23 protein-coding genes are annotated in these 25,720 nt (G+C 74.1%); 14 read left to right on the forward strand and 9 right to left on the reverse strand.

The genetic code is table 11. The features are described from left to right. Positions 1-14: 14 nt before the first annotated feature. A complete protein-coding gene (locus tag ACWEMJ_RS05725) occupies positions 15-1,205 on the reverse strand; it encodes an amidohydrolase (RefSeq protein ID WP_452135684.1) in 1,191 nt (396 codons plus the stop codon). Between the two features lie 767 nt (positions 1,206-1,972). Between ACWEMJ_RS05725 and ACWEMJ_RS05730 the strand changes: the two genes are divergently transcribed. From ACWEMJ_RS05730 to ACWEMJ_RS05770, 9 genes are all read left to right on the forward strand, one after another. Beyond that, positions 1,973-2,512 carry a universal stress protein gene (locus tag ACWEMJ_RS05730; RefSeq protein ID WP_452135685.1) on the forward strand — a complete coding sequence of 180 codons (540 nt, stop codon included), beginning with the start codon at positions 1,973-1,975 and terminating at the stop codon, positions 2,510-2,512. Beyond that, a complete protein-coding gene (locus tag ACWEMJ_RS05735) occupies positions 2,505-2,831 on the forward strand; it encodes a hypothetical protein (RefSeq protein WP_452135686.1) in 327 nt (108 codons plus the stop codon). Before ACWEMJ_RS05730 ends, ACWEMJ_RS05735 begins: the two co-directional genes overlap by 8 nt. 112 nt (positions 2,832-2,943) lie before the next feature. After that, a complete protein-coding gene (locus tag ACWEMJ_RS05740) occupies positions 2,944-3,786 on the forward strand; it encodes an NAD-dependent protein deacetylase (RefSeq protein ID WP_452135687.1) in 843 nt (280 codons plus the stop codon). A gap of 438 nt (positions 3,787-4,224) precedes the next feature. Further along, on the forward strand, positions 4,225-4,314 hold the full coding sequence (gene kdpF / locus ACWEMJ_RS05745; RefSeq protein ID WP_043915087.1) for a K(+)-transporting ATPase subunit F: 90 nt from the start codon (positions 4,225-4,227) through the stop codon (positions 4,312-4,314). A gap of 1 nt (position 4,315) precedes the next feature. Next, complete coding sequence (kdpA, locus tag ACWEMJ_RS05750; protein WP_452135688.1) at positions 4,316-5,977, forward strand: potassium-transporting ATPase subunit KdpA; 1,662 nt, start codon at positions 4,316-4,318, stop codon at positions 5,975-5,977. Then, on the forward strand, positions 5,977-8,076 hold the full coding sequence (gene kdpB / locus ACWEMJ_RS05755) for a potassium-transporting ATPase subunit KdpB (RefSeq protein WP_452135689.1): 2,100 nt from the start codon (positions 5,977-5,979) through the stop codon (positions 8,074-8,076). The genes kdpA and kdpB overlap by 1 nt, the downstream gene beginning before the upstream one ends. 19 nt (positions 8,077-8,095) lie before the next feature. Continuing rightward, positions 8,096-8,713: a K(+)-transporting ATPase subunit C gene (gene kdpC, locus ACWEMJ_RS05760; protein ID WP_452135690.1), complete on the forward strand. Its 618-nt coding sequence runs from the start codon at positions 8,096-8,098 to the stop codon at positions 8,711-8,713. A gap of 98 nt (positions 8,714-8,811) precedes the next feature. Further along, entirely contained in the window at positions 8,812-11,427 is a 2,616-nt protein-coding gene (locus ACWEMJ_RS05765) for an ATP-binding protein (protein ID WP_452135691.1), read from the forward strand. Next, positions 11,424-12,098: a response regulator gene (locus ACWEMJ_RS05770; RefSeq protein ID WP_452135692.1), complete on the forward strand. Its 675-nt coding sequence runs from the start codon at positions 11,424-11,426 to the stop codon at positions 12,096-12,098. The genes ACWEMJ_RS05765 and ACWEMJ_RS05770 overlap by 4 nt, the downstream gene beginning before the upstream one ends. On the opposite strand, the gene ACWEMJ_RS05775 is transcribed toward ACWEMJ_RS05770, so the two are convergent. Together ACWEMJ_RS05775 and ACWEMJ_RS05780 are read right to left on the reverse strand one after the other, a co-directional pair. Beyond that, complete coding sequence (locus ACWEMJ_RS05775; RefSeq protein ID WP_452135693.1) at positions 12,086-12,673, reverse strand: phosphatase PAP2 family protein; 588 nt, start codon at positions 12,671-12,673, stop codon at positions 12,086-12,088. The genes ACWEMJ_RS05770 and ACWEMJ_RS05775 overlap by 13 nt on opposite strands. Then, on the reverse strand, positions 12,670-13,992 hold the full coding sequence (locus ACWEMJ_RS05780) for a diacylglycerol/lipid kinase family protein (RefSeq protein WP_452135694.1): 1,323 nt from the start codon (positions 13,990-13,992) through the stop codon (positions 12,670-12,672). Before ACWEMJ_RS05780 ends, ACWEMJ_RS05775 begins: the two co-directional genes overlap by 4 nt. Positions 13,993-14,061: 69 nt before the next feature. Here ACWEMJ_RS05780 and ACWEMJ_RS05785 point away from each other — a divergent pair, with 69 nt between their 5' ends. Beyond that, positions 14,062-14,721 carry a response regulator gene (locus ACWEMJ_RS05785; protein WP_452135695.1) on the forward strand — a complete coding sequence of 220 codons (660 nt, stop codon included), beginning with the start codon at positions 14,062-14,064 and terminating at the stop codon, positions 14,719-14,721. Then, a complete protein-coding gene (locus ACWEMJ_RS05790; RefSeq protein WP_452135696.1) occupies positions 14,718-15,806 on the forward strand; it encodes a sensor histidine kinase in 1,089 nt (362 codons plus the stop codon). Before ACWEMJ_RS05785 ends, ACWEMJ_RS05790 begins: the two co-directional genes overlap by 4 nt. Before the next feature lie 66 nt (positions 15,807-15,872). On the opposite strand, the gene serS is transcribed toward ACWEMJ_RS05790, so the two are convergent. The 3 genes from serS to ACWEMJ_RS05805 all read right to left on the reverse strand — a co-directional run bounded on the left by serS (position 15,873) and on the right by ACWEMJ_RS05805 (position 18,277). After that, complete coding sequence (gene serS, locus ACWEMJ_RS05795) at positions 15,873-17,168, reverse strand: serine--tRNA ligase (protein WP_452135697.1); 1,296 nt, start codon at positions 17,166-17,168, stop codon at positions 15,873-15,875. Between the two features lie 87 nt (positions 17,169-17,255). Next, the gene (locus ACWEMJ_RS05800) at positions 17,256-18,050 is read right to left on the reverse strand and encodes an alpha/beta fold hydrolase (RefSeq protein WP_452135698.1); all 795 of its coding nucleotides are present in this window, start codon (positions 18,048-18,050) and stop codon (positions 17,256-17,258) included. A gap of 23 nt (positions 18,051-18,073) precedes the next feature. Further along, the gene (locus tag ACWEMJ_RS05805; RefSeq protein WP_452135699.1) at positions 18,074-18,277 is read right to left on the reverse strand and encodes a DUF4287 domain-containing protein; all 204 of its coding nucleotides are present in this window, start codon (positions 18,275-18,277) and stop codon (positions 18,074-18,076) included. 146 nt (positions 18,278-18,423) lie between these two features. On the opposite strand from ACWEMJ_RS05805, the gene ACWEMJ_RS05810 reads away from it, so the two are divergent. Next, positions 18,424-19,326, forward strand: coding sequence for a hypothetical protein (locus tag ACWEMJ_RS05810; protein ID WP_452135700.1), 903 nt, complete (start codon positions 18,424-18,426; stop codon positions 19,324-19,326). A 13-nt stretch (positions 19,327-19,339) separates the two neighbouring features. Here the strand turns inward: ACWEMJ_RS05810 and ACWEMJ_RS05815 are convergent, their stop codons facing one another. The 3 genes from ACWEMJ_RS05815 to ACWEMJ_RS05825 all read right to left on the reverse strand — a co-directional run bounded on the left by ACWEMJ_RS05815 (position 19,340) and on the right by ACWEMJ_RS05825 (position 22,513). Beyond that, complete coding sequence (locus ACWEMJ_RS05815; RefSeq protein ID WP_452135701.1) at positions 19,340-19,783, reverse strand: iron chaperone; 444 nt, start codon at positions 19,781-19,783, stop codon at positions 19,340-19,342. Positions 19,784-19,929: 146 nt separating this feature from the next. Beyond that, positions 19,930-22,182, reverse strand: coding sequence for a heavy metal translocating P-type ATPase (locus tag ACWEMJ_RS05820; protein WP_452135702.1), 2,253 nt, complete (start codon positions 22,180-22,182; stop codon positions 19,930-19,932). Positions 22,183-22,240: 58 nt separating this feature from the next. Continuing rightward, the gene (locus ACWEMJ_RS05825; RefSeq protein WP_452135703.1) at positions 22,241-22,513 is read right to left on the reverse strand and encodes a heavy-metal-associated domain-containing protein; all 273 of its coding nucleotides are present in this window, start codon (positions 22,511-22,513) and stop codon (positions 22,241-22,243) included. A gap of 650 nt (positions 22,514-23,163) precedes the next feature. Between ACWEMJ_RS05825 and ACWEMJ_RS05830 the strand changes: the two genes are divergently transcribed. Continuing rightward, entirely contained in the window at positions 23,164-24,147 is a 984-nt protein-coding gene (locus ACWEMJ_RS05830) for a hypothetical protein (RefSeq protein WP_452135704.1), read from the forward strand. A gap of 89 nt (positions 24,148-24,236) precedes the next feature. Continuing rightward, a complete protein-coding gene (locus tag ACWEMJ_RS05835; protein ID WP_452135705.1) occupies positions 24,237-25,664 on the forward strand; it encodes an MFS transporter in 1,428 nt (475 codons plus the stop codon). The last annotated feature ends 56 nt before the right edge of the window (positions 25,665-25,720 follow it).

The raw sequence follows: 25,720 nt of genomic DNA on the forward strand, positions 1-25,720 counted from the left end.
CGCTCCGGCGTGCGTCAGCCCAGCAGCGTGCCGCGCTCGGCGACCACCCGGCCGGCCTTCACCACCAGCTCGCGCTCCGGCAGGTCGACCAGCACCTGCGGCGGGCACTCGCCGTCCACCAGCAGGAAGTCGGCGGGCGAGCCGGCGCTCAGGTCGGCCTTCGGCAGGCCGAGCAGCTCGGCGCCGCCGTGCGCGGCCAGCTCCAGGCAGTCGGTCAGCTCCCGGTCGGTGCGGGCGTCGGTGGTCCAGCCCAGCAGGTGCGCCCGGTGCAGCATGTCGGCGTTGCCGAACGGGCTCCAGGAGTCCCGCACCCCGTCCGAACCGAGGCCCACCCGCACGCCGTGCGCCCGCAGCACGCGGAACGGCAGCACCTGGTGCGCCGACGGGGCGACGGTGGTCAGTGCGATCCCGGCGGACGCCAACAGCTCGGCGGCGGCGTCGAGTTCACCGGCGGGCAGCTCCGGCAGGCAGAACACGTGGCTGACCGTCACCCGGCCCTGCAGGCCCGCCGCGACGGTGCGGGCCGCGATCTCGCGCAGCGGGCCGAGGCCGGCCGCGCCCCGGTCGTGCAGGTGGACGTCCAGCAGCACCCCGTACCGCTCGGCCAGCGCGAACAGCAGGTCGAGCTGCTCGCGGCCGTCCGGGCTGCCGCCGTCGAACCCGGCCGGGTCGATGCCGCCGACCGCGTCCACCAGCTGCGCGCGGGCCGCCTCGGTGAGCAGCTCGGCCGCGCCCGGCGTGCGCACCACGCCGTGCTGCGGGAACGCCACCGACTGCACGTCGAGCTTCCCGGCGAGCCGCTCGGCGGCCTCCCGCAGGCCCTCCACCCCGGCCAGGCCGTACGCGGGCGCAACGTCGACGTGCGCGCGGACGGCGCGGGTGCCGCGCGTCACCGCGTGGGCCAGCAGGCGGTGGGCGCGCTCGCCGATCGGACTGCGCTGCTGCCGGAACAGCTCGACGTCCCCCGCCACGTACTCCGGCAGGCTGCCCGCCGGGCGACGGCTGTACCAGGGCTCGCCCCACGCGGTCTTGTCCGGATGGATGTGCGCGTCCACCAGCGTCGGCAGCGCGATCCTGCCACCGCCCTCGACCACCACCGGACGGGCGTCCTCCGGCAGCTCGGCCACCAGGACGCCGTCCACGGCGGCCAGATCGGTGACCGGGCCGCCGAACGGGCGGACCTGGCGGAACAGGGTGGCGTGCATGGCGTTGCTCCCGGGGAGGTGCTGAGAAGGGTCTTCGGGGAGCAGTCGATCCGGTTTTGCCGGTGCAGTCAACTCGGCTTGTGGATAAGCGAGTTGGCGAGTTCGGGCTGCCTGTTGCGGCGGGTGGTGGGACGGCGGGGGAGTGGTCGGCGGTGGTGCGGAGTACCGAGCGGCAGCAGGCCGGTGGGCCACCGTGGGGTGCACCGGCGCGCGGCCGGTCCGTCCGGCGACGGCGGCGGTACGGCGGAGGCGGGCGCGCTGTCGGCGGGGCTGCGGGCGGGTGTCGGGAGCAGCGCGGCCCGGGCCGTGCGTCGAGCCGTCGTTGTGCGAGTTGCGGTCGCGTTCCCTGCCCGCGTCTTCGCGCTCCTTCCGGTCGCCGCGGACGCCAGGGGTCGGCGGGATTGTCGACCGTCTCGACCGGCCAGGGGCGGGCGGGCCGGTGGCAATGGTGGGCGTACCCGGTGTCGGCGGGCTGCCGCGCGAAAGCGGCGTCCAGCGGCAGCGGGGCGGGTCGGCGCGGGCGGGTGTCGGGAGCAGCGCGGCCCGGGCCGTTCGAGCCGACCGCCGGGCCGGTTTCGTGGCGTTCCGCGACCACGTCTCCTCGCTCCTTCCGTCCCGGCGAATGCCGCCTCGGCGTCAGGGTGGCGTTGGGAAAGCGGGGGTGCGCGTCAGGGAGGCGTCAAGGCGGCGGAGGGTGGGGCGCGGGCGCGATCTGCTGGGGCGTGCGGGCCCCGTCGGGGTCCGGGGGTTCCTGGACGGAGGACGTGATGGAGCAGCGGCCGCGCATCGTGGTCGGGGTCAGCGGATCGCTCGGCAGCCTGGCGGCCGTGCACCGCGCGGTGGCCGAGGCCCGGCGGCGGGGCGGCGAGGTGCTGGCCCTGCACGCCTGGGAGCCGCCGAACGGGGAGTTCGGGCACCGCCGCTCCCCGTGCCCGCCGCTGCTGTCGGCGGTGCGCGAGCTCGCCGAGACCACGCTGGCCGAGGCGATGGCGGAGGCGTTCGGCGGCACCGACCCGGGCGTTCCGTTCACCGCCCGCCTGGTCCGGGGCCGGACCGTCCCCGCCCTGCTGGCCGCCGCCGACCGGCCCGGCGACCTGCTGGTGCTCGGCCCGTCCGGCTCCTGGCTGCACCGCGGTCTGCGCGGCTCCGTCCCGGCCGCGTGCGTGCGCCGGGCGAGCTGCCCGGTGCTGGTCGTGCCGCGTTCCGAACTCGCCCACGCCCTGAACGAGTTGAACGGCCGACTGTTCGCCGCCCGGGCCCTGGACGCGGAACTGCGGCAGCTGGTGGCGGTGTCCGGCGGTGCGTGAGCGCCTGCCGGTCGCGCTGTCCGGCGCGACGGCGCTGCTGCTGGCCGCGGCCACCGCGCTGGTGCTCGCCCCGCTCGGCGAGCTCCGCGCCGGCTGGTTCGCCCTGACGGTCTTCGCCGCCGGCTGCGCCGCCCTCGGCGCCCGCTCCCGGCCGGCCGCCGCACCGCTCGTCGGCCTGGCGTTCTGGCTGTTCCACAACGGCTTCGCGGAGCACCGCCACGCCCAGCTGGGCTGGGACGGGCCCGGGCACCTGGTGCTCTTCACCGCGGCGGCGCTGCTCGCCGCCCTGCCCCGGCGGCGCCCCTGGGCGCACAACTGAGAGACGGCGGCGTCGGGCCGTGGGGGCCCGGACGCCGCGAACCGGAACGGTCCGGGCGGTGCGTGGGGGCACCGTCCGGACCGTCTGCCGTTCCGGCGCCGGCCGTTCCACAATGGACGGTATGACTGCGTACGAGGACGGCCTGCCCGCGCTCGCCCGGCTGGTGGCCGGGGGCGGCGTGGCGGTGCTGAGCGGGGCCGGGCTGTCCACCGAGTCCGGCATCCCCGACTACCGGGGGCCGGACGGGGTGCGGCGGCACCGGGCGCCGATGACGTACCAGGAGTTCCTGGCGGGGGAGCCGGCCCGCCGCCGCTACTGGGCGCGCAGCCACGCCGGACGCGCCGTGATCGCGGGCGCCCGCCCGAACGCCGGCCACCTCGCGGTGGCCCGGCTGCGCGCCGCCGGCCCGCTCTCCGCCGTCATCACCCAGAACGTGGACGGCCTGCACCGCGCCGCGGGCACCGCCGATGCCGTCGAACTGCACGGCGGCCTCGACCGGGTGATCTGCCTCGGCTGCGCCGCCGTCACCCCGCGCGCCGAACTCGACGAACGCCTCGCCGCCCTCAACCCGGCCTTCCGGGACGCCGGTTCGCGGATCAACCCGGACGGCGACGTCGAACTGCCCGACGACCTGGTGGCGTCCTTCACCGTCGCCGACTGCGCCCGCTGCGGCGGCATCCTCAAACCCGACGTGGTGTTCTTCGGCGAGAGCGTCCCCAAGGACCGCGTCGAACTCTGCTACCGCCTGGTCGACGAGGCCCGCGCCCTGCTGGTCCTCGGCTCCTCGCTGGCCGTCATGTCCGGCCTGCGCTTCGTCCGCCACACCGCGAAGGCCGGCAAGCCGGTCGCCATCGTCACCCGGGGCACCACCCGCGCCGACGACCTCGCCACCCTCCGCCTCGACCGCCCCCTCGGCGAAACCCTGACCGCCCTCGCCACCCACCTCGGCGCGTAGCCGCGGCTCATGCCTGTCCGTTCACCGCTGCGAACGCGGTCCGGTACAGCTCCGCGACCGTGACGGCGTGGCGGCGGCGCTCCTCGACGGTGGCCGCGTGGTTGGCGAGGCGGTTCGACCGGCGGTAGGTGCGAGGGGCCGGGGGACGATCTCCGTCTCGGCGGACGCGGCCGGGCTCATGGGCGACTCCTCTCCTCTGCGGGGAGCGTACGGGTGCCGGGCGTCAAGGAGGCGTCAAGGGCGGGGGAGCGCCCGTATGGGGGGCGTCAGGATGCGGCGGGGCGGATGGCGGCGCTGGTTGGCTCGGGGAGCCGGCGAGATACGCAGGCCGTTGTCCCGAGCCACCTTGGTGGATGCCATGTCGGATCTGATCTATGTCGGTGTCACGGTCGCCGTGTTCGCCGTCATCGCCCTGATCGCGCGGGGGGTGGAGAAGCTGTGACCGCGGAGAACATCGTCGGTCTCATCGTCGCCGCCGCGCTGGTCGGCTACCTCGTACTCGCGCTGATCCACCCGGAGAAGTTCTGACATGAGTGCCACTCTTGCGGGCTGGCTCCAGGCTGTCGCCCTGGTCGGAGCGCTCGCCCTGTGCTACCGGCCGCTCGGTGACTACATCGCGCGGCTGCTCACCTCCGCGCGGCATCTGAGAGCCGAGAAGGCCCTGTACCGGCTGGTCGGCGTCGACGGCGACGCCGACCAGCGCTGGCCGGTGTACCTGCGGTCGGTGCTGGCGTTCTCCACGCTGTCGGTGCTGTTCCTGTACGGGCTGATCCGGCTGCAGACGCACCTGCTGCTGAGCCTGGGGGTGCCCGAGATGGCGGCGCACCAGGCGTGGAACACCGCGATCTCGTTCACCACGAACACCAACTGGCAGTCGTACAGCGGCGAGTCCGCGATGGGCCACCTGGTGCAGATGGTCGGTCTGGCGGTGCAGAACTTCGTCTCCGCGGCCGTCGGCATCGCCGTGGTCGCGGCGCTGATCCGCGGGTTCACCCGCAACCGCACCGACCGGGTCGGCAACTTCTGGGTGGACCTGACCCGGATCTCGCTGCGGCTGCTGCTGCCCGTCGCGATCGTGTTCGCGCTGGTGCTGGCCGCGAACGGCGTGGTGCAGAACTTCCACGGCTTCCACGAGGTCGGCACGCTGACGGGCGGTCAGCAGTCGATACCCGGCGGGCCGGTGGCCTCGCAGGAGGTCATCAAGCTGCTCGGCACCAACGGTGGCGGCTTCTTCAACGCCAACTCGGCGCACCCGTTCGAGAACCCGACCGGCTTCACCAACCTGGTGGAGGTGTTCCTGCTGCTGGTGATCGCGTTCTCGCTGCCGCGCACCTTCGGCCGGATGGTCGGCGACCACCGCCAGGGCTACGCGATCGTCGCGGTGATGGGCCTGTTCTGGGTGGCGTCGGCGTCGCTGATCACCTACTTCGAGCACCAGCACGGCGGCTCCGCGCTGCAGGCGGCCGGTGCGGCGATGGAGGGCAAGGAGCAGCGGCTCGGCATCGCCGGGTCCAGCCTGTTCGCGGCGTCCACCACGCTCACCTCGACGGGCGCGGTGAACTCCTTCCACGACTCGTACTCGCCGTTCGGCGGCGGGCTGACGATCTTCGACATGATGCTCGGCGAGATCGCGCCCGGCGGTGTCGGCTCCGGCCTGTACGGGATGCTGATCCTGGCGATCGTCGCGGTGTTCGTCGCCGGCCTGATGGTCGGCCGGACCCCCGAGTACCTGGGCAAGAAGCTCGGCGGCCGGGAGATGAAGTTCGCCTCGCTGTACATCCTCACCACGCCGGCCGTCGTGCTGATCGGCGTCGGCACCGCGATCGCGCTGCCCGGCGAGCGCGCCGGGATGCTCAACTCCGGGGGGCACGGCTTCTCCGAGGTGCTGTACGCGTTCACCTCGGCCGCGAACAACAACGGCTCGGCGTTCGCCGGCATCACGGTGAACACCGACTGGTACGACACCGCGCTGGGCCTGGCCATGGTGTTCGGACGGTTCCTGCCGATGGTGTTCGTGCTGGCGCTGGCCGGATCGCTGGCCCGGCAGCAGCCCGTCCCGGCGAGCGCGGGCACGCTGCCCACCCACAAGCCGCTGTTCGTCGGACTGCTCTCCGGGGTGGTGCTGATCGTCGTCGGCCTCACCTACTTCCCGGCCCTGGCCCTCGGGCCGATCGCAGAAGGTCTCCACTGATGTCCACCACCCTTGAACCCGCCGGACCCGCCGGACCCGTCGGACCCGCCCCGCACCGGGCGACGAGCGGCCTGCTCGACCCGAAGCTGCTGCTCGCCTCGCTGCCCGACGCGGTGAAGAAGCTCGACCCCCGGGTGATGGTGAAGAACCCGGTGATGTTCGTGGTCGAGGTCGGCTCGGTGGTCACCACCGTCGCCGCGATCGCCGACCCGTCGGTGTTCGCCTGGGCGATCACCGTCTGGCTGTGGCTGACCACGGTGTTCGCCAACCTGGCCGAGGCCGTCGCCGAGGGCCGCGGCAAGGCGCAGGCCGACACGCTGCGCCGCACCAAGTCCGACACGACGGCCCGACGGCTGGTCGACTGGCCCGCGTCGAAGGACGAGGAGCAGGTGGCGGGCACCGCGCTGCGGCTCGGCGACCACGTGGTGGTCGAGGTCGGGCAGGTCATCCCCGGTGACGGCGACGTCGTCGAGGGCATCGCCAGCGTGGACGAGTCGGCGATCACCGGCGAGTCCGCGCCGGTGATCCGCGAGTCCGGCGGCGACCGGTCGGCCGTCACCGGCGGCACCAAGGTGCTGTCGGACCGGATCGTGGTGCGGATCAGCTCGGAGCCGGGCAAGACCTTCATCGACCGGATGATCGCCCTGGTGGAGGGCGCGGCCCGGCAGAAGACGCCGAACGAGATCGCGCTGAACATCCTGCTGGCCTCGCTGACCATCGTGTTCCTGATCGCCGTGGTCACCCTCCAGCCGATGGCGACCTACGCGGGCGCCCCGCAGCCCACCGTGGTGCTGGTGGCGCTGATCGTGGCGCTGATCCCGACCACCATCGGCGCGCTGCTCTCCGCGATCGGCATCGCCGGCATGGACCGGCTGGTGCAGCGCAACGTGCTGGCGATGTCCGGCCGGGCCGTGGAGGCAGCCGGCGACGTCAACACCCTGCTGCTCGACAAGACCGGCACCATCACGCTCGGCAACCGGCAGGCCGCCGAGTTCCAGCCCGCCGAGGGCGTCACCGTCGAGGAGCTGGCGGACGCCGCGCAGCTGTCCTCGCTGGCCGACGAGACCCCCGAGGGCCGTTCGATCGTGGTGCTCGCCAAGACGGCGTACGGCCTGCGGGCCCGCGCCCAGGGCGAGTTGGCGCACGCCGAGTGGGTGCCGTTCACCGCGCAGACCCGGATGTCGGGCGTCGACGTGGACGGCCGCGAGGTCCGCAAGGGCGCGGCCGCCTCGGTCTCCAACTGGGTGACCGGGCACGGCGGTTCGGTCGGCCCGGAGGTGGCGCAGCTGGTCGACGGGATCTCCGCCGCCGGCGGCACCCCGCTGGTGGTCGCCGACCGCGAGGCCGGCTGGCCGCCCCGGGTACTCGGCGTGATCCACCTCAAGGACGTGGTGAAGGAGGGCATGCGGGAGCGCTTCGAGGAGCTCCGCCGGATGGGCATCAAGACCGTGATGATCACCGGCGACAACCCGCTGACCGCCCGGGCCATCGCCCAGGAGGCGGGCGTCGACGACTTCCTCGCCGAGGCCACGCCCGAGGACAAGATGGCCCTGATCAAGCAGGAGCAGGCGGGCGGCAAGCTGGTCGCGATGACCGGCGACGGCACCAACGACGCCCCGGCGCTCGCCCAGGCCGACGTCGGCGTGGCGATGAACACCGGCACCATGGCGGCCAAGGAGGCCGGCAACATGGTGGACCTGGACTCCAACCCCACCAAGCTGATCGAGATCGTCGAGATCGGCAAGCAACTGCTCATCACCCGGGGCGCGTTGACGACCTTCTCGATCGCCAACGACGTGGCCAAGTACTTCGCGATCATCCCGGCGATGTTCGCCGGCGTGTACCCGGGCCTGAGCCACCTGAACATCATGGGCCTGCACAGCCCGCAGTCCGCGATCACCTCGGCGATCGTCTTCAACGCCCTGGTCATCATCGGCCTCATCCCGCTGGCCCTGCGCGGCGTCAAGTACCGCCCGTCCGACGCCAGTTCACTGCTGACCAGGAACATCGGGGTGTACGGCCTGGGCGGCCTGGTGGTGCCGTTCGTCGGCATCAAGCTGATCGACCTGGTCGTGCAGTTCGTCCCCGGCCTGAACTGACAAGAGAGGAGAACGAGACATGCCCACCTTCCTGCGCACCCACCTCACCGCGCTGCGGATGCTGCTGGTGATGACCGTGATCCTCGGCATCGCCTACCCGCTGCTGGTCACCGGCGTCGCCCAACTCGCCTTCCCCGCCGCCGCCAACGGCTCGGTCGTCGAGGCGGACGGCAAGGAGATCGGCTCCAGCCTGCTCGGCCAGAGCTTCGACCTGCCCAAGCAGAACCCCGACGACCCCGACGAGCAGCCCCGGCCCGACCCGAAGTGGTTCCAGCCCCGCCCGTCCGCCGGCGGCTACGACCCGAAGGCCTCCGGCGCCACCAACCTCGGCCCGAACAGCGAGGACCTGCTGAAGGCCGTCGAGGAACGCCGCGCCGCCGTCGCCGCGTTCGACGGCGTCGACCCGGCGAGCGTCCCGCCGGACGCGCTGACCGCCTCCGGCTCCGGACTCGACCCGCAGATCTCCGTCGCCTACGCCAAGGAGCAGGTGCGGCGGGTCGCCGAGGCCCGCGGGGTGCCCACCGAACAGCTCGACAGGCTGATCGCCGAGCACACCGACGGACGGTCGCTGGGCTTCCTCGGCCAGCCCGGCGTCAACGTGGTACTGCTCAACCGTGCGGTCGCCGACCTGAAGTGACGACCCGCCAGGACACGGCCGACCCGGGCGCTCCCCCGCCCGGGTCGGCCGGCCGCGTCCCCGATCCCTGCCCGCCCACGACCGCGAGACGAGCCGCCATGCCAGTCGACCTCGGAGCACAGCCCCCCGGCCACCGGCGGGGCCGGCTACGGGTCTACCTCGGCGCGGCCCCCGGCGTCGGCAAGACCTACCGCATGCTGGACGAGGCGCACCGCCGCCAGGAACGCGGCACCGACGTGGTCGTCGGCTTCCTGGAGACCCACGACCGGCCGCGCACCGCCCGCCTGCTCGACGGCCTCGAACAGCTCCCGCGCGTCCAACGGCGCTACCGCGACACCGAGTTCGCCGAACTCGACCTGGACGGTCTGCTGCGCCGCCGCCCCGAACTCGCCCTGGTCGACGAACTCGCCCACACCAACATCCCCGGCGGCCGGCACGCCAAGCGCTGGCAGGACGTCGAGGAACTCCTCGCCGCCGGCATCGACGTGGTCACCACCGTCAACATCCAGCACCTGGAGTCGCTCAACGACGTGGTGCAGAAGATCACCGGCGTGCCGCAGCGCGAGACCGTCCCCGACGAGGTGGTGCGCCGCGCCGACCAGATCGAACTGGTCGACATGGCCCCGCAGGCGCTGCGCCGCCGCCTCGCCCACGGCAACGTCTACCGGGCCGAGAAGGTCGACGCCGCGCTCGCCAACTACTTCCGGGTCGGCAATCTCACCGCGCTGCGCGAACTCGCCCTGCTCTGGCTGGCCGGCCGGGTCGACGAAGGGCTGCGCGACTACCGGGCCGTGCACAACATCGACCGGGTGTGGGAGACCCGCGAACGCGTGGTCGTCGCCCTCACCGGCGGACCCGAGGGCCCCACCCTGATCCGCCGCGCCGCCCGGATCTGCGACCGCACCGCCGGCGGCGAACTGCTCGCCGTGCACGTCACCCGCAGCGACGGCCTGGCCGGCGCCTCGCCGGGCCGGCTCGCCGAACAGCGCAGCCTGGTCGAATCCCTCGGCGGCAGCTACCACGTGGTGGTCGGCGACGACATCCCCGAGACCCTGCTGACCTTCGCCCGGGCCCGCGACGCCACCCAGCTCGTCCTCGGCACCAGCCGGCGCGGCCGCACCAACCGCTTCCTGACCGGGCCCGGCATCGGCGAGACCACCGTCGACCGGTCCGAGGACATCGACGTCCACATGGTCACCCACGCCTTCACCGGCCGCGGCCGGCTCCCCTCACTGGGCCGCCGGCACTCCCGCCGCCGCACCCTGGCCGGCTACGCCGCCGGACTCGCCGTCCCCTGGGCACTGACCGGCATGCTCTCCCAGGCGCACCACGCGCTGAACCTCACCACCGACGCGCTGATCTTCCAACTCGGCGTCGTCGCCGTCGCGTTGTTCGGCGGCGCGACCTCCGCGCTGCTCGCCTCCCTGGCCGCCTCGCTGCTGCTGAACTACTACTTCATCCCGCCGGTGCACACCTTCACCGTCTACGAGGCCAACAACTTCATCGCGCTCGCCGTGTTCGCCGCCGTCGCCCTGTGCGTGTCCACCGTCGTCGACCACGCCACCCGGCAGACCGCCCGCGCCGCCCGCGCCACCGCCGAGGCCGAGACGCTCTCCACCCTGGCCGGCTCCGTGCTGCGCGGCGCCGACGCCGTGCCCGCCCTGCTGGAACGCACCCGCACCTCCTTCGGACTGGACACCGCCGCGCTGCTCGACCCGGTCAGCGGCGAGGTGCTCGCCCGCACCGACGCCCCCGCCGCCGCCGGGGAACACCCCGAGACCACCGAACTGCCGGTCGGCGCCGACGCGTTGCTGGTCCTCACCGGACGCCGGCTGCCGGCCGCCGACCGCCGGGTGCTGGCCGCGTTCGCCGCCCACCTGGCCGCCGCCCTGGAACGCGACCGGCTCGCCACCGTCGCCGCCGAGATCGAACCGATCAAGGCCGCCGACAAGATGCGCACCGCGCTGCTCGCCGCCGTCAGCCACGACCTGCGCACCCCGCTCGCCACCGCGCTCGCCTCGGTCGGCTCGCTGCGCAGCCCCGACGTCGAGTTCTCCGCCGACGACCGGGCCGAACTGCTCGCCCTCGCCGACGAATCCCTGGTCGAACTCACCCGGCTGGTCGACAACCTGCTCGACCTCAGCCGCCTCCAGGCCGGCGCCCTCACCCTGCACCTGCAGGCCACCCACCTGGACGAGATCCTGCCGCGCGCCCTCGACTCGCTGGCCGACCCCGACGCGCCCGTCCAGCCCCTCGACCTGGACACCGCCCCGCCCGTGCTCGCCGACCCGCCGCTGCTGGAACGCGTCCTCGCCAACGTCGTCACCAACGCGCTGCGGCACAACGCGCCCGGCGCACCCGTCCTGGTCAGCGCCTCCGGGCACGCCGACCGGGTGGAGGTCCGGATCGTCGACCGCGGCCCCGGCATCCCGCCCGAGGACCGCGACCGGGTCTTCCTGCCGTTCCAGCGCCTCGGCGACACCGACAACACCACCGGCCTCGGACTCGGCCTCGCCCTCTCCCGCGGCCTCGCCGAAGCCATGGGCGGCAGCCTCGACGTCGAGGACACCCCCGGCGGCGGCACCACCATGCTGCTCACCCTGCCCGCCGCCGAAGCCGCGCCCGCCGCCGACGCCGCGCCCGCCGCCGACGCCGCGCCCGCCGCCGAAGCCGCCTCCGCCGCCACCGAAGCCCGCCCCGAGGGAACCCGATGACCAGCGTCCTCGCCGTCGACGACGAACCCCGCCTGCTGCGCACCCTGCGCCTCAACCTGCTCGCCCGCCAGTACGCCGCCCTCACCGCCGACACCGCCCGCCAGGCCCTCCGGCTCGCCGAGCGCACCCCGCCCGACGCCGTCCTGCTCGACCTCGGCCTGCCCGACCAGGACGGCATGGACGTGCTGCGCGCCCTGCGCCGCCACAGCTCCGCGCCGATCATCGTGCTGTCCGGCCGCACCGACCCCGCCGACCGCATCCGCGCCCTCGACGACGGCGCCGACGACTACCTCACCAAACCCTTCGTGATGGACGAGCTGTTCGCCCGGCTGCGCGCCGTGCTGCGCCGCCCGGCCCCCGCCGCCGCCCCGCCGCTCGCCCGGATCGGCGACCACACCCTCGACCCGGCCGGCGCCCGCGCCACCGGGCCGTCCGGCCCCGTCCGGCTCACCCCCACCGAGTGGAGACTGCTGTCGGTGCTGCTCGCCGCCCCCGGCCGGCTGGTCACCCGCGCGCAGCTCCTCACCGCCGTCTGGGGCCCCGGCCACGACCACCACAGCAACTACCTGCGGGTCCACTTCGCCGCCCTGCGCCGCAAACTCGAACGCGACCCGCACCGGCCTCGGCACCTGATCACCGAACCCGGCCTCGGCTACCGCTACCTGCCCTGACCGGCCGCCAGGCGGCGGCCCGCGCCCGCCACCACACTGCCCGCGACCGCGCCCAGCAGCGCGCCTGCCACCACGTCGCCCGGGTAGTGCACGCCCGTGTGCACCCGCGAATAGCCCACCGACGCCGCCAGCAGCCCCAACGGGGCCGCCGCCCAAGGCAGTTGCGAGGACACCCCGGTGGCGAACGCGAACGCCGACGCGGTGTGCCCGGACGGGAACGACGCCGACTCCGGCATCGGCACGTGCCGGGCCTGCGGCACCTTGCCCGCCACCCGGTCCGGCCGGGGCCGCCGCGCCAGCGACTTGCCCGCCAGGTTCGCCGTCGCCGACGCCACCGCCACCGACCCCAGCCCGACCAGCGCCGCCCGGCGCGGCGCCCCCGGCACCAGCGCCAGGCCGCAGGCCACCGCCACCGACAGCTTCGAGTGGTTCGCCGCCGTCGACAGCCGCCGCAGGCCCTCGTCCAGGGTCGGCGTCGGCGTCGCCGCGACCGCCGCGTACACCGCCAGGTCCACCGCCGACAGGTCCGTCACCACCCGGTGCCCGATCGACACCCACTGCCGCCACGTCCTCATCGCGCACCACCGTTCGCCTCGACGCGGCCCGCCGCCAGCCGCGACAGCCGCCGCCACGACAGCGGCGGCGCCGACTGCACCGTCCCCGGACGGTGCCGGGGCACCCGCACCCGCAGCGCCCCCGGCCGGATCACGCACCGCACCGGCACCTCCAGCTCCAGCGCCTCGCCGTCCACCGCCACCGGAATCCTCGCCGCCTCCGCCGTCACCAGCACCTCACGTCCCAACACCGTCCGCACCGCCTCCGCACTCGTACCCCGCAACGCCAGCTCCGCCGCCTGCGCCGCGCCGTCCACCTTCACCCCCAGCACCCCCAGCCGGCCCAGGTCCAGCCGCGAACGACGGCCCGGATCCAGCAGGTCGCCCGCGTCGTACGGGTTGTTGCTGACCAGCACCGCCTGCGGCCGCTCCACCGCCTCCCCGCCCACCTCGGCCGTCAACTCCGCCCCCGCATACCCCACCAGCAGGTCCGGCAGCATCGCCAGCACCGTCGAAGCCTTCGCCTCCCGGTACTCCGGGTTCCGCACGATCTCCGCGTACGTCCCGAACGACACGTTGTTGACGAACGCCCGTCCCGCCACCTCGCCCAGGTCCACCCGCAGCTCCACGCCGTCCGTCAACGCGTCCAGGCCGCGCGCCGGATCGTCCCGGTCCAGGCCCAGGTCCAGCGCGAAGTGGTTGCGGGTGCCCGCCGCCACCACCAGGAACGGCAGCCCGTGCCGGGCCGCGACCTGCGCCACCAGCGCCTGCGTGCCGTCACCGCCCGCCACCCCCAGCAGGTCCGCGCCGTCCGCCACCGCCCGCTCCGCGAGCTCCGCCACGTCCTGCTCCGCCGACGGGTCCAGCAGGATCACCCGCGCGCCCAACTCCCGGGCCCGGTCCGCCAGTCGGAACTTCTCCACCTTCCCGCCGCCGGACTTCGGATTCATGATCAGCACCGGCCGGCGCGGCCGCGCCGCCTCCCGCTCCCGCATCGACCGCGGCCCCCGGGCGGCCCGCAGCGCCGTCCGCCCCAGCGACAGGCCCGCCGTCCACAGCGCCACCGCGGCCAGCACCCACGGCCACGTCCCCGCGCCGATGTACGACGCCACCGCGCCCACCGGCGCCGCCACCGCCATCAGCACCCCCAGCCAGCGCACCGGCCCGCGCCGCGACAGCGCCCACCACAGCCCGACCGCCATCAGCGCCAACGCGCCGAGCCCGACCGCCACCACCAGCGCCCCGCGCAACCCCGCGCCGGCGGCCAGCACCCCCACCGCCGCCGCACCGCACCCGATCGCCCCCCGCGCCAGCCACTTCGCCCGCACCACCTCAGCCATCCCCCGACCGTAACGCGACGTCAACAGCCGTGCCCGGTACGACAAGCGCACTGTGACAGAATCCGCCGGGTGACCATCCGGGTACTGCTCGCCGACGACCAGGAGATGGTGCGACGCGGCCTGCGCCGCATCCTCGAAACCCAACCCGACCTCCAGGTGGTCGGAGAGGCCGCCGACGGCGTCGCCACCGTCGAAGCCGCCCGCACCCTGCGGCCCGACGTCGCCCTGGTCGACGTCCGGATGCCCCGGATGGACGGCCTGGAAGTCGTCCGGCAACTCTGCGGACCCGGCGCCGACCCGCAGGTCAAGGTCGTCGTGGTGACCACCTTCGACCTCGACGAGTACGTGTACCCGGCGCTGCGCGGCGGCGCCTCCGGCTTCCTGCTCAAACGCTCCGGACCGGCCCTGCTGATCGAGGCCGTCCGCGCCGCGCAGGCCGGCGACAGCCTGATCAGCCCCTCCGTCACCGTCCGCCTGCTCCAGCACGTCACCGGCCGCCGCCCCGAGGCCGCGCCGCTCCTCGAACCGCTCACCGCCCGCGAACAGGAGATCACCCGCGAGGTGGCCGCCGGCCGCACCAACGCCGACATCGCCGCCGCGCTGTTCATCTCGCCCGGCACCGTGAAGACCCACGTCGCGCACATCCAGCGCAAACTCGGCGTCCGCAACCGGGTCGGCGTCGCCATGCGCGCCTTCGAACTCGGCTACCTCACCGACCTGCCCGGATGACCGCCGCCCGCCGCACCCTGACCGCCGTCGCGGCCGCAGCTCTGCTGCTGCCCGCCGCGCTCGCCTCCGGCTCGGGCTGGCTCCCCGCCGTCACCGCCGCCCTCGTCCTCGCCCTCACCGCGCTGCGCCTGCCGCCCGTCCTCGCCCCCGTCGCCGCCGCGCTGCTCTCCCTCGCCGTGGACGCCGGCTACCTCGGCGACCACGGCCTCGCCCTGGTCTGGATGCCCGTCGAGTTCGCCACCCTGCTGGTCCTGGTGGTGCGCACGGTACGGCGGCTGCCGGCCCGCGCCGCCTGGGGCGCCGGCGCGCTCACCACCGCCGCCGCGCTCGCCCTGCCGCTGCGCTTCGCACTGCGCCAACCCGTGCCGCTGGACGCCTCGGTGGCCGGCCTGGTGCTCGCCGTCGTCCCCGTCGGCGCCTCCCTCGGCGCTGCCCTCTACCTGCGCGACCAGGACGACCGCCGGGCCCGCGCCGTCCGCGACGCCCGCCACGAGCAGCGCCTCGCCGTCGCCCGCGACCTGCACGACTACGTCGCCCACGAGCTCACCGGCATCCTGCTGGAGGTGCAGGCCGCCCAGCTCTCCGGCTACGACGAGGACGAGAACGCCCGACTGCTGGCCCGCCTCGAAGCCGCCGGGCAGCGCGCCCTCGCCTCCATGGACCACACCCTGGACGCCCTGCGCGCCCCCGACGGCGCCGCCCCGCGCCGCCACACCCTGGCCGAACTCCCCGCCCTGCTCGACCACTTCCCCGACCGCCCCGCCCTGCACGGCGCCGCCGACCTGCCCGAGCTGCCCGCCGCCGTCGAGGACGCCGCCTACCGGGTCGCACTGGAAGCCCTCACCAACATCCGCCGCCACGCCCCCGCCGCCGACGGCATCACCGTCGCCCTCGCCCACCGCCCCGACACCGGCCTGACCGTCACCGTCACCGACAGCGGCCCCGCCCACCCCCGCGCCCGCCCCGGCGGCGGCACCGGCCTGACCGCCCTGCGCACCCGGGTCGCCGACCTCGGCGGCGAACTCACCGCCGGCCCGCACGGCACCGGCTGGCAGGTCGCGGCGACCCTGCCCACCGGCGCCTGAACACGCCGACGGCGCGCGCCCTGCTCGGGCCGCGCGCCGTCGACTCGCCTTCGGCGGACGTCGGTTCTACTCCTCGACCGGCGTCCCGTCGGCCGCGATCCGGGTGAAGCCGAGGTACCGGTGCAGCGCCTTCGGCAGCAGCACCGAACCGTCCGCCTGCTGGTGCTGCTCCAGCACCGCCGCGATGGTGCGGCCCAGCGGCAGGCCCGAACCGTTCACGGTGGCGGCCGGCGTCGGCTTCCCGTTCTCGTCCCGGGTGCGGATGCCCGCCCGGCGGCCCTGGAAGGTGCCGAAGTCCGACACCGAGGAGATCTCCCGGTAGGTGTCCTGGCTGGGCAGCCACACCTCCAGGTCGTACGTCAGCTGCGAGGAGAAACCGGTGTCGCCGGCCGCCAACGTGACCACCCGGTAGGAGAGTTCCAGCTCCTGCAGGCAGGCCTCGGCGTGCGACACCATCAGCAGCATCTGCTCCCGCGACTGCTCGGGGGCGCAGATCCGCACCATCTCCACCTTCGAGAACTGGTGCAGCCGGATCAGCCCGCGGGTGTCCCGCCCGTAGGAGCCGGCCTCCGAACGGAAGCACGGCGTGTGCGCGGTGAGCGCCAGCGGCAGCTCCGCCGGCGGGACGATCTCGTCCGCGTACAGGTTGGTCAGCGGTACCTCGGCGGTCGGGATCAGGAACAGGTCCCGGTCGGCGACGCCCGTCCGGAACAGGTCCTCCTCGAACTTCGGCAGCTGCCCGGTGCCGGTCATGGTGCGCCGGTTCACCAGGTACGGCACCGCGTGCTCGACGTAGCCGTGCCGGCGCGTGTGCAGCTCCAGCAGCAGCGCGGCGATCGCCCGCTCCAGCGCCGCGCCGGCGCCGCGCAGCACGCTGAACCGCGAACCCGACAGCTTGGTGGCCCGGCCGAAGTCCATGATGCCCATGGCCTCGCCCAGGTCGACGTGGTCCTTCGGGGTGAAGTCGAACGACCGCGGCTCGCCGACCCGGCGCACCTCGGTGGCGTCCGCGTCCGAGAAGCCGTCCGGCGCCTCGTCGGCCGGCAGGTTCGGGACAGTCAGCAGCAGGTCGGTCAACTCCTGCTGCACCGACTCCAGTTCGGCCTCGTTCTGCTGGATCTGCTCCTTCAGCGAACGGGCGGTCTCCTTCAGCTCGGAGACGTCCCCGCCGGCCTTCGCCGTCCGCTGCACCTCCTGCGCGACCTGCTTCGACCGCGCCCGCAGCTCGTCGCCGCTCTGGATGCCCGCGTTGCGCCGGGACTGCAGGGACTGCAGCGCGGACAGGTCCAGCTCGTAGCCGCGACGTGCGAGCCGTCGAACGGCTTCGTCCCCCAGGTCGATCAGGGCGCGGGCATCATGCATCGGGGTCTGCTCCTCGGGACAGCCAGGTGAAGTGTCCCGACGGTAGCAGGGGCCCGATGGCGGTGCAGCGGCTTTGTCGCCGCCCCGTCAGCCCTTGGCGACGAACTCCGCGAGCACCGGAGCCAGCACCTCCGGCGCCACCTCGTGGGTCTGGCCGTCCAGGGTGCGGTACTCGGCGTGCGCGGCGGCGGCCGTCGCCCGGGCCGCGTCCCGCAGCGGCTCCGGGCTCTCGCCGCCGTCCAGCACCAGCACCGGCACGGTCAGCCCGGCCAGCCGCTCGACCGGCACCGGCGCGCCCGCCGCACCGTCCAGCACCTCCGTGTCGTTGGCCAGCGTCGGCGCGACCGACTCGAAGACCGGCCAGACGGGCGACTGCCGCATCCCGTCGATCATCGGCTCGGGCATCCCGACGAAGGCCATGAAGCGGACCACCGCCGCACCCCGGTCGCCGGCCGCGACGTCCCGCGCCACGCCGTCCCGGTACTCCTTGAAACGGGCCCGCTGCTCCTCGGTGGTGCTGAACGGCGGCTCGTACACCGCGACCCGCTCCACGCCGATGCCCGCACCGGCCGCCCGCAGGGCGAGCGCGCCGCCGGAGGACAGGCCGACCAGTGTCGCCGAGCCGCCCGCCGCCGCGACCAGCGCCGCCAGGTCCTCGATCTCCCGCTCCGCCGCGTACCCCTCGCCCGAGCCGCTCTCCCCGCGGCCGCGCCGGTCGTAGCTGAACACCCGGTGTCCGTCGGCCAGTCGGTCGGCGATCCCGGCGGACGGGCCGAACGCGCGGTGGCAGATCGCCCCGTCCACCAGCACCACGGCGGGGCCCTCGCCCACCGCCCGGTAGGCGATCCGGGTGCCGTCGGCGGAGGTCACGAACTCGGTCATCTTCTCTGCTCCTTGAGGGGTGTTCAGCGGGTGGCGGCGGCGAGCGTGTGGGCGACCAGCGCGTTGGCGTGGCCGTGGCCCAGCCCGTGCTCGCTCTTCAGCCAGGCGACCAGCTCCATGTGCTTGGCCAGCGGCGAGCTGCGGATCAGTTCCTGCCAGTCGGCGATCGGGCGCCCGTACTTCTGCTCGATCGAGGGGAAGTAGCTGGCCGGTCCCTTGACGCTCATCCCGAGCTCCTCCGCAATCACTTCGTCGTTGCCGTCACAGGTATGGACGACCCGCCCCGGCGGAACTCATCGCTCCCCGCGAAACTCTTTTCGCGCCACTCCACGAACACCGGACGCGACCCGCCGCAGCCGCCTACGGTCGGGTCATGGCATGGATCGACGACAGCACGATCGAGCGCGCCGCCGACTACCTGTGGACCTCGGGCCGGGTCCTGGAGCAACGGCGCTTCACCCACCTCTTCGACGCCCCCGACCCGGCGGGCGTCCTCGCCGCCCTGGACGCCTACCGCACCCCCGACGGCGGCTGGGCGTACGGCCTGGAACCCGACGTCCGCGGCCCCGCCGCGCAACCGCTGGGCGCCGGCGCCGCCGCCCGCGTCCTCGCCGAGGCCGACGCGCTGAACGGCCCGCGCGGACAGCAACTCTGCGACTGGGCAAGCGCCTTGACCACCCCGGACGGCGGCGTTCCGGCCGTCCTGCCCAGCCTGCGCCGCTACCCGCACCCGCCGTTCGTGCCGGTCGTCGACGACCCGCCGGCCGAACTGCTCCCCACCGGCCAGATCGTCGCCCCGCTGCTGCGCCACGGCGTCCGGCACGACTGGGTGAAGGGCGCGGAGGAGTTCTGCCGCCGCGCCGTCGAGGCGATCGGCAGCACCCACCCGTACGAGGTGTTCGCCGCCGTCGGCGTCCTGGACGCCTCGCCGGACCGCGCCTGGGCGACCGAACAGGCCGCCCGCCTCGGCGAGCTGGTCCGCGAGCAGCGCCTGGTGCTGCTGGACCCGGCCCACCCGGAGCAGGTGCGGCTCGCCCCCGGGTACGCGCCCCGCGAGTACCACCTGCCGCACGACTTCGCGCCCCGCCCGGACAGCCTGGCCCGCGCCTGGTTCTCCGACACCGAGGTCGAACGCGGCCTGGTGCACCTGGTCTCCGCCCAACTCCCCGACGGCGGCTGGCCGATCAACTGGGCCCGCTGGTCGGAGTCCACCGAGCACGAGGCCCGCCCGGGCGTCACCCTGGCCGCCCTGCTCACCCTGCGCGCCTACTCCTGAGCGCGGGCCCGCTTCAGCCGGCGGCGCGCTTCACCAGCTCGGTGATGCGCGCCGCCTCGGCCTCGCCCAGGTCGGCGACCGCGTAGTACACCGGCCACATGTCGCCGTCGTCGAGCCGGGCGTGGTCGCTGAACCCGATGGTCGCGTACCGGGACTTGAACTTGGCGGCGCTCTGGAAGAAGCACACCGGCTTGCCGTCCTTGTTGTTGTACGCGGGCATCCCGTACCAGGTCTTCGGGGCCAGCTCCGGCGCGACCTCGGTGACGATCCGGTGGAAGCGCTCCGCCAGCACCCGGTCCTGGTCCGGCATCTCGGCGATCTTCTCCAGCAGGTCCCGCTCCGCCTCGGCGGCCTTCGCGGCGGCCGACGCCCGCTTGGACTCCGCCTTCAGCTCCTTGGCGCGCTCCTTCATCGCCGCGCGCTCGTCCGCCGTGAAACCCTCGTGCTTCTCCGCCATGACCGACTCTCCCGTTCCTGTTCCCTGGTGACGTCCTTCATCGTAGGAACGCGGCCGCCGCCACGGCTTCTCGGAAACTGATCGGTCCCCGCAGACGCCGAAGTCCGGCCCGGGAGACCTCCCCGGACCGGACTTCTTCTCGATGCTCAGCGGGCCTTGAAGGTCCGCAGCCGCAGGCTGTTGCCGACCACGAAGACCGAGGAGAACGCCATCGCGCCACCGGCGATCATCGGGTTGAGCAGGCCGGTCGCGGCCAGCGGCAGGGCGGCCACGTTGTAGGCGAAGGCCCAGAACAGGTTGCCCTTGATGGTGGCCAGGGTCCGCCGGGACAGCCGGATCGCGTCCGCCGCCGAGCGCAGGTCGCCGCGCACCAGGGTCAGGTCGGCGGCCTCGATGGCCGCGTCGGTACCGGTGCCGATCGCCAGGCCCAGGTCGGCCTGGGCGAGCGCCGCCGCGTCGTTGACGCCGTCGCCGACCATCGCCACCGTCCGGCCCTCGGCCTGCAGCCGCTGCACGGTGGCGACCTTGTCCTCCGGCAGCACCTCGGCGATCACGTCCTCGGCGGGGATGCCCACCTCGGCCGCCACCGACTCCGCCACCAGCCGGTTGTCACCGGTCAGCAGCACCGGGCGCAGGCCCAGCGCCCGCAGCTCGGCGATCGCCTCCTTGCTGGTCGGCTTCACCGCGTCGGCGACCTCCAGCACGGCCCGCGCCGCGCCGTCCCAGCCCACCGCGATCGCGGTCCGGCCGGCCCGCTCGGCCTCGGCCTTGGCGACCAGCAGTTCGTCCGGCAGGTGCTGCGACCAGTCGGCGAGCAGCGCCTCGCGTCCGGCGACCACCGCGTGGCCGTCGACCACGCCCTGCACCCCCAGGCCGGGGACGTTCTCGAAACCATCGACCGGCTCCAGCTCGCCGAACCGCTCCTGCGCGGCGGTCGCCACGGCCTGGGCGATCGGGTGCTCGGAGGCGTGCTCCAGCGCGCCGGCCAGCCGCAGCGCCTCGTCCTCGCTGGTGCCCTCGACGGTGTGCACGCCGACCAGGGTCATCCGGCCGGTGGTGACGGTGCCGGTCTTGTCCAGCACGATGGTGTCGACCTTGCGGGTGTTCTCCAGCACCTCGGGGCCCTTGATCAGGATGCCCAGCTGGGCGCCGCGACCGGTGCCGACCAGCAGCGCGGTCGGCGTGGCCAGGCCCAGGGCGCAGGGGCAGGCGATGATCAGCACCGCGACGGCGGCGGTGAACGCGGCGGTCCAGCCCTCGCCGGTGCCCAGCCAGTAGCCCAGGGTGGCCAGCGCCAGGGTGATCACGACCGGCACGAACACGCCGGAGATCCGGTCCGCCAGCCGCTGCGCGGCGGCCTTGCCGTTCTGCGCGTCCTCGACCAGCTTCGCCATCCGCGCCAGCTGGGTGTCCGCGCCGATGCGGGTGGCCTCGATCACCAGCCGGCCGCCGGCGTTCACGGTCGCGCCGGTCACCGCGTCGCCCGGGCCGACCTCCACCGGCACCGACTCGCCGGTCAGCATCGACGCGTCCACCGCGGAGCTGCCCTCGACCACCGTGCCGTCAGTGGCGATCTTCTCGCCGGGACGGACCACGAACCGGTCCCCGACGGCCAGTTGGGCGATCGGCAGCCGCACCTCGCGGCCGTCCCGCAGGACCGTCACGTCCTTCGCACCCAGCTCCAGCAGCGCCTTCAGCGCCGCACCCGCCGTCCGCTTCGACCGGGCCTCGAAGTACCGGCCCGCCAGGATGAACGCGGTGACGCCGGCCGCCGCCTCCAGGTAGATGTTCGACGCGCCGTCGGAACGGGCGATGGTGAACTCGAAGCCGTGCCGCATGCCCGGCATGCCCGCGTCGCCGAAGAACAGCGCCCACAGCGACCACAGGAACGCGGCGCCGGTGCCCAGCGAGACCAGGGTGTCCATGGTCGCCGCACCGTGCTTCGCGTTGGTCCACGCGGCCCGGTGGAACGGCCACGCCGCGTACGTCACCACCGGCGCGGCCAGCGTCAGCGACAGCCACTGCCAGTTGTCGAACTGCAGCGCCGGCACCATCGCCATCGCGATCACCGGCACGGCCAGCGCCAGCGAGGTGATCAGCCGCTGCCGCAGCGGCGCCAGCTCGTCGGCCTTCTCCTCGACCGGCCCGCCCTGCTCCTGGGCCGGCGGCTCCGGCAGCGCGGCGGTGTAGCCGGTGGCCTCGACCGTCGCGATCAGGTCGGAGACGTCCACGGGCCCGTCGATGACCACCTTGGCCTTCTCGGTGGCGTAGTTGACGCTGGCCTGCACGCCGTCCATGCGGTTGAGCTTCTTCTCGATCCGCGCGGCGCAAGAGGCACAGGTCATGCCGCCGATGCGGAGTTCCACCTCGGTGGAGGCGGGTGCTGCCTGGGTGGTCATCAGGGGCTCCTCGTGGGTCTCGACCGACCCGGCCTCCGAGGCCGGGCTCCTTCACTTCTCAGGCGCGGCCGGTCAGCTCGTAGCCGGCCTCGTCAACGGCGGCCCGCACCGTCTCGTCGTCGAGCTCGGCCACCGAACCAACGGTGACCAGCCCGGTCTGCACATCCACCCGCACGGCCTGGACGCCCTCCAGCGCCCCGATCGCCTTGCCGACGGTCTTCTCGCAGTGCCCGCACGTCATCCCCGCCACCGCGAACACCGTGGTCACGGCGGCCGGCGCCTCGATGGTGGCGGTGGTGGAGCAGGTGCCGTCGCTGGAGCAGCAGGACATGGGATCCTCCGTTGAAGTTCGCGATACCGGGAGGGGGGTATCCCTCCCGCTGACAACATTTATACCCCCGGGGGGTATCCACCGCAAGCATCCCCGAACAAAAATCCACCCCACCCGCAAACCCCGAGGTGAGCCACCAGGACCCCAGCGACCGGGCGCCGGGCGCGAAACCCGAGTGGGCGCGAAGTCAGGGGCGCGGGGAACTGCGCGAGGCGGAAGGCGAAGGCCCTCAACATCGCGCCGCCCTCAATGACCTGCACGTGGCCGCGCCCCCGCGCAGGCGGTCGCACCCTCAAAAGTGCAGGCGGGCGCGAAACCGGGGGCGCGGGGAACTGCGCGCGGCGGAAGGCGAAGGCCCTCAACATCGCGCCGCCCCAATGACCTGCACGCGGCCGCGCCCCCGCGCAAAGGGCCGCGCACCAGCTAAAAGCCGGCCCCGAGCCCCCGCCTCCCGCCCCCGCCCGGAGGGCCGCCCTCCGGTCCGGAAAATTTTCCGCCCACCCCTCGCCGCCCCTGACCTCGCGTTTCCCCGCGCCCGCCCCTCCAACCGCGCCCAACTCCCGCTCCCAGCACGCTTGACACATACCCCTGGGGGGTATCTACTCCGTGGTGTCGCAAGGTGCGCCGCCAACCCGCAAGGGAGTCCGCCAATGAACACCGCACTCAAAGTCGCCGTCTTCGCCTCCGGCCTCGCCGTCGCGTTCGGCGCCGCCTTCGGAGTCGGCCACGCCGTCGGCGGCACCCCGTCCCCGGCCGCGCCCCACACCTCGTCCCACGCCTCGCACGGCGCCACCGCCACCGCCACCGCCACCGCCAACAACAACAGCGCCCAGCCGGACCACTCCGTCGGCGGCCTCCAGGTCTCCGACCGCGGCTACACCCTGAGCCTCGACCGCACGATCGTCCCGGCCACCGGCCCCACCCAACTGAGCTTCCGCGTCCTCGCGCCGGACGGTAAGCCGCTCACCGCGTACAAGACGGCGCACGAGAAGGAACTGCACCTGATCGTCGCCAGCCGCGACCTGGGATCGTTCCAGCACGTGCACCCGGTCCGCGCGGCCGACGGTACCTGGACCGTCCCGACCGACATCGCGCGGGCCGGCGACTACCGGGTGTTCGCCGACTTCACCCCGGCCGGCGAGACCGAGGGCCTGACCCTCGGCGCGGACCTCCTCGCCACCGGCGACTACCAGCCCGCCGCCCTCCCGCAGACCGGCCGCTCGGTGACCGTCGACGGCTACACCGTGACCCTCACCGGCGATCTGACGGCCGGCCGTTCGGGCCGCCTGGCCTTCACGGTTTCGAAGGACGGCCGCCCGGTCGACGACCTCGACCCGTACCTCGCCGCCTACGGCCACCTGGTGGTGCTGCGCGCCGGCGACCTCGGCTACCTGCACGTCCACCCGAACGGCGAGCCGGGCGACGGCGTCACCAAGCCCGGCCCGGAGGTCGACTTCACGGCCACCGCACCCAGCACCGGCGAGTACCGCCTGTTCCTCGACTTCCAGCACGCCGGCACCGTCCACACCGCCGCCTTCACCCTCACCTCCGGCCCGACCGACGCCCCCGCCGAAACCGGCACCCCGACCCCGAGCACCACCCCGAGCGCCGCCGAGCCCGCCCACCAGCACTGATCGACCTCCCCACCCAAGAGACCCGCGCACACCCGCACCCCGCCCATACCCCTTCCGGGTACGGGTATCGCCCCAAAGGAGCCCCCGCCATGTCCGACCTCACCGCACCCCCCGCACCACGCCGCTGGACGGCGCTCGCCTTAATCGCCCTCGCCCAGTTCATGGTCATCATGGACACCTCGATCATCGGCGTGGCCCTGCCGAAGATGCAGACCGAGCTCGGGTTCTCGCAGGAGAACCTGTCCTGGGTGTTCAACGCCTACGTGATCGCCTTCGGCGGCCTGCTGCTGCTCGGCGGCCGCCTCTCCGACCTGCTCGGCGCGAAGCGCGTCTTCGCCGCCGGCTGGACGGTCCTCGCCGCCGGTTCGCTGGTGGCCGGCCTGGCCGGCACCGCCTGGGTCGAACTGGTCGGCCGCGCCGCTCAAGGCGCCGGCTCGGCATTGATCGCCCCCGCCGCGCTGACCCTGCTGATGACCCTGTTCGGCGGCCGTCCCACCGAACTGCCCAAGGCGTTCGCCCTGTACGGCGCGGCCGCCCCGGCCGGCGGCACCGCCGGCGTGTTCCTCGGCGGTCTGATCACCCAGTACGCCAGCTGGGAGTGGGTGTTCTGGATCAACCTGCCGGTCGCGCTGCTGGTGCTCGCGATGAGCCCGTCCGTGATGCCCGCCGCCGCCGCCCGTCGCGGTTCGATCGACTGGCTGGGCGCGATCACCGTCACCGCCGGCCTCGCGGTCACCGTGTTCGCCATCGTCCGTGCCCCCGAGATCGGCTGGGGCTCCGCGCAGACCTGGCTGGTGCTGGCCGCCGGCCTGCTGCTGATCGCCGCGTTCGTCGGCATCCAGTCCCGCCGCAGCGAGCCGCTGATGCGCCTGGGCATCTGGCGCAGCCCCAACCTGGCCGGCGCCAACCTGGCGCAGCTGCTGATGGCGGCGGCCTGGATCCCGATGTGGTTCTTCCTCAACCTGTACCTGCAGCAGGTGCTCGGCCTGAAGGCCTTCGCCTCCGGTGCGGCGCTGCTGCCGATGACCGCCGCGATCATGGTGATGATGATCGTCCTGGCACCCCGCCTGATCGCCCGCTTCGGCCCGAAGCCGCTGATCGTCACCGGCCTGGCCGCGCTCGCCGCCGGCATGTACTGGCTGTCGCTGGCCCGCCCGAACGGCAGCTTCGCGGTCGACGTCCTGCCGGCCTCGCTGCTCGCCGCGATCGGCATGGCGCTCGCCTTCATCCCGTCGCTGGGCACCGCGCTCGCCGTCCCGAACCCCGCCGAGGGCGGCCTCGCCTCCGGCATCGTCAACACCTCGTACCAGGTGGGCTCGGCCCTCGGCCTGGCCGCGATGACCGCCGTCGCCGCCGCCAACGGCGCCCGTGAGCTGGGCGACCCGGTCGCCCTCACCAACGGCTTCTCCGCCGCCTTCGTCGGGGCCGCCGCCCTGGCCCTGCTCGGCGCCCTGGCCTCGCTGCTCACCCTCCGCACCCCGGCCCCCGCCGCCGAGTCCGTGGAGGCCGCCGCCTGACCCGCCGACCCCCACCGACCGCCCGGCGCTCCCCGTGGAGTGCCGGGCGCTTCGCC

It is taken from the genome of Kitasatospora sp. NPDC004531, from assembly GCF_053602195.1.

Coding starts and splice junctions, on each gene's coding strand:
- ACWEMJ_RS05725 (WP_452135684.1), bottom strand. CDS start 1,205: ATGCACGCCACCCTGTTCCGCCAGGTCCGCCCGTTCGGCGGCCCGGTC.
- ACWEMJ_RS05730 (WP_452135685.1), top strand. CDS start 1,973: ATGGAGCAGCGGCCGCGCATCGTGGTCGGGGTCAGCGGATCGCTCGGC.
- ACWEMJ_RS05740 (WP_452135687.1), top strand. CDS start 2,944: ATGGACGGTATGACTGCGTACGAGGACGGCCTGCCCGCGCTCGCCCGG.
- kdpA (WP_452135688.1), top strand. CDS start 4,316: ATGAGTGCCACTCTTGCGGGCTGGCTCCAGGCTGTCGCCCTGGTCGGA.
- kdpB (WP_452135689.1), top strand. CDS start 5,977: ATGTCCACCACCCTTGAACCCGCCGGACCCGCCGGACCCGTCGGACCC.
- kdpC (WP_452135690.1), top strand. CDS start 8,096: ATGCCCACCTTCCTGCGCACCCACCTCACCGCGCTGCGGATGCTGCTG.
- ACWEMJ_RS05765 (WP_452135691.1), top strand. CDS start 8,812: ATGCCAGTCGACCTCGGAGCACAGCCCCCCGGCCACCGGCGGGGCCGG.
- ACWEMJ_RS05770 (WP_452135692.1), top strand. CDS start 11,424: ATGACCAGCGTCCTCGCCGTCGACGACGAACCCCGCCTGCTGCGCACC.
- ACWEMJ_RS05775 (WP_452135693.1), bottom strand. CDS start 12,673: ATGAGGACGTGGCGGCAGTGGGTGTCGATCGGGCACCGGGTGGTGACG.
- ACWEMJ_RS05780 (WP_452135694.1), bottom strand. CDS start 13,992: ATGGCTGAGGTGGTGCGGGCGAAGTGGCTGGCGCGGGGGGCGATCGGG.
- ACWEMJ_RS05790 (WP_452135696.1), top strand. CDS start 14,718: ATGACCGCCGCCCGCCGCACCCTGACCGCCGTCGCGGCCGCAGCTCTG.
- serS (WP_452135697.1), bottom strand. CDS start 17,168: ATGCATGATGCCCGCGCCCTGATCGACCTGGGGGACGAAGCCGTTCGA.
- ACWEMJ_RS05800 (WP_452135698.1), bottom strand. CDS start 18,050: ATGACCGAGTTCGTGACCTCCGCCGACGGCACCCGGATCGCCTACCGG.
- ACWEMJ_RS05805 (WP_452135699.1), bottom strand. CDS start 18,277: ATGAGCGTCAAGGGACCGGCCAGCTACTTCCCCTCGATCGAGCAGAAG.
- ACWEMJ_RS05810 (WP_452135700.1), top strand. CDS start 18,424: ATGGCATGGATCGACGACAGCACGATCGAGCGCGCCGCCGACTACCTG.
- ACWEMJ_RS05815 (WP_452135701.1), bottom strand. CDS start 19,783: ATGGCGGAGAAGCACGAGGGTTTCACGGCGGACGAGCGCGCGGCGATG.
- ACWEMJ_RS05820 (WP_452135702.1), bottom strand. CDS start 22,182: ATGACCACCCAGGCAGCACCCGCCTCCACCGAGGTGGAACTCCGCATC.
- ACWEMJ_RS05825 (WP_452135703.1), bottom strand. CDS start 22,513: ATGTCCTGCTGCTCCAGCGACGGCACCTGCTCCACCACCGCCACCATC.
- ACWEMJ_RS05830 (WP_452135704.1), top strand. CDS start 23,164: ATGAACACCGCACTCAAAGTCGCCGTCTTCGCCTCCGGCCTCGCCGTC.
- ACWEMJ_RS05835 (WP_452135705.1), top strand. CDS start 24,237: ATGTCCGACCTCACCGCACCCCCCGCACCACGCCGCTGGACGGCGCTC.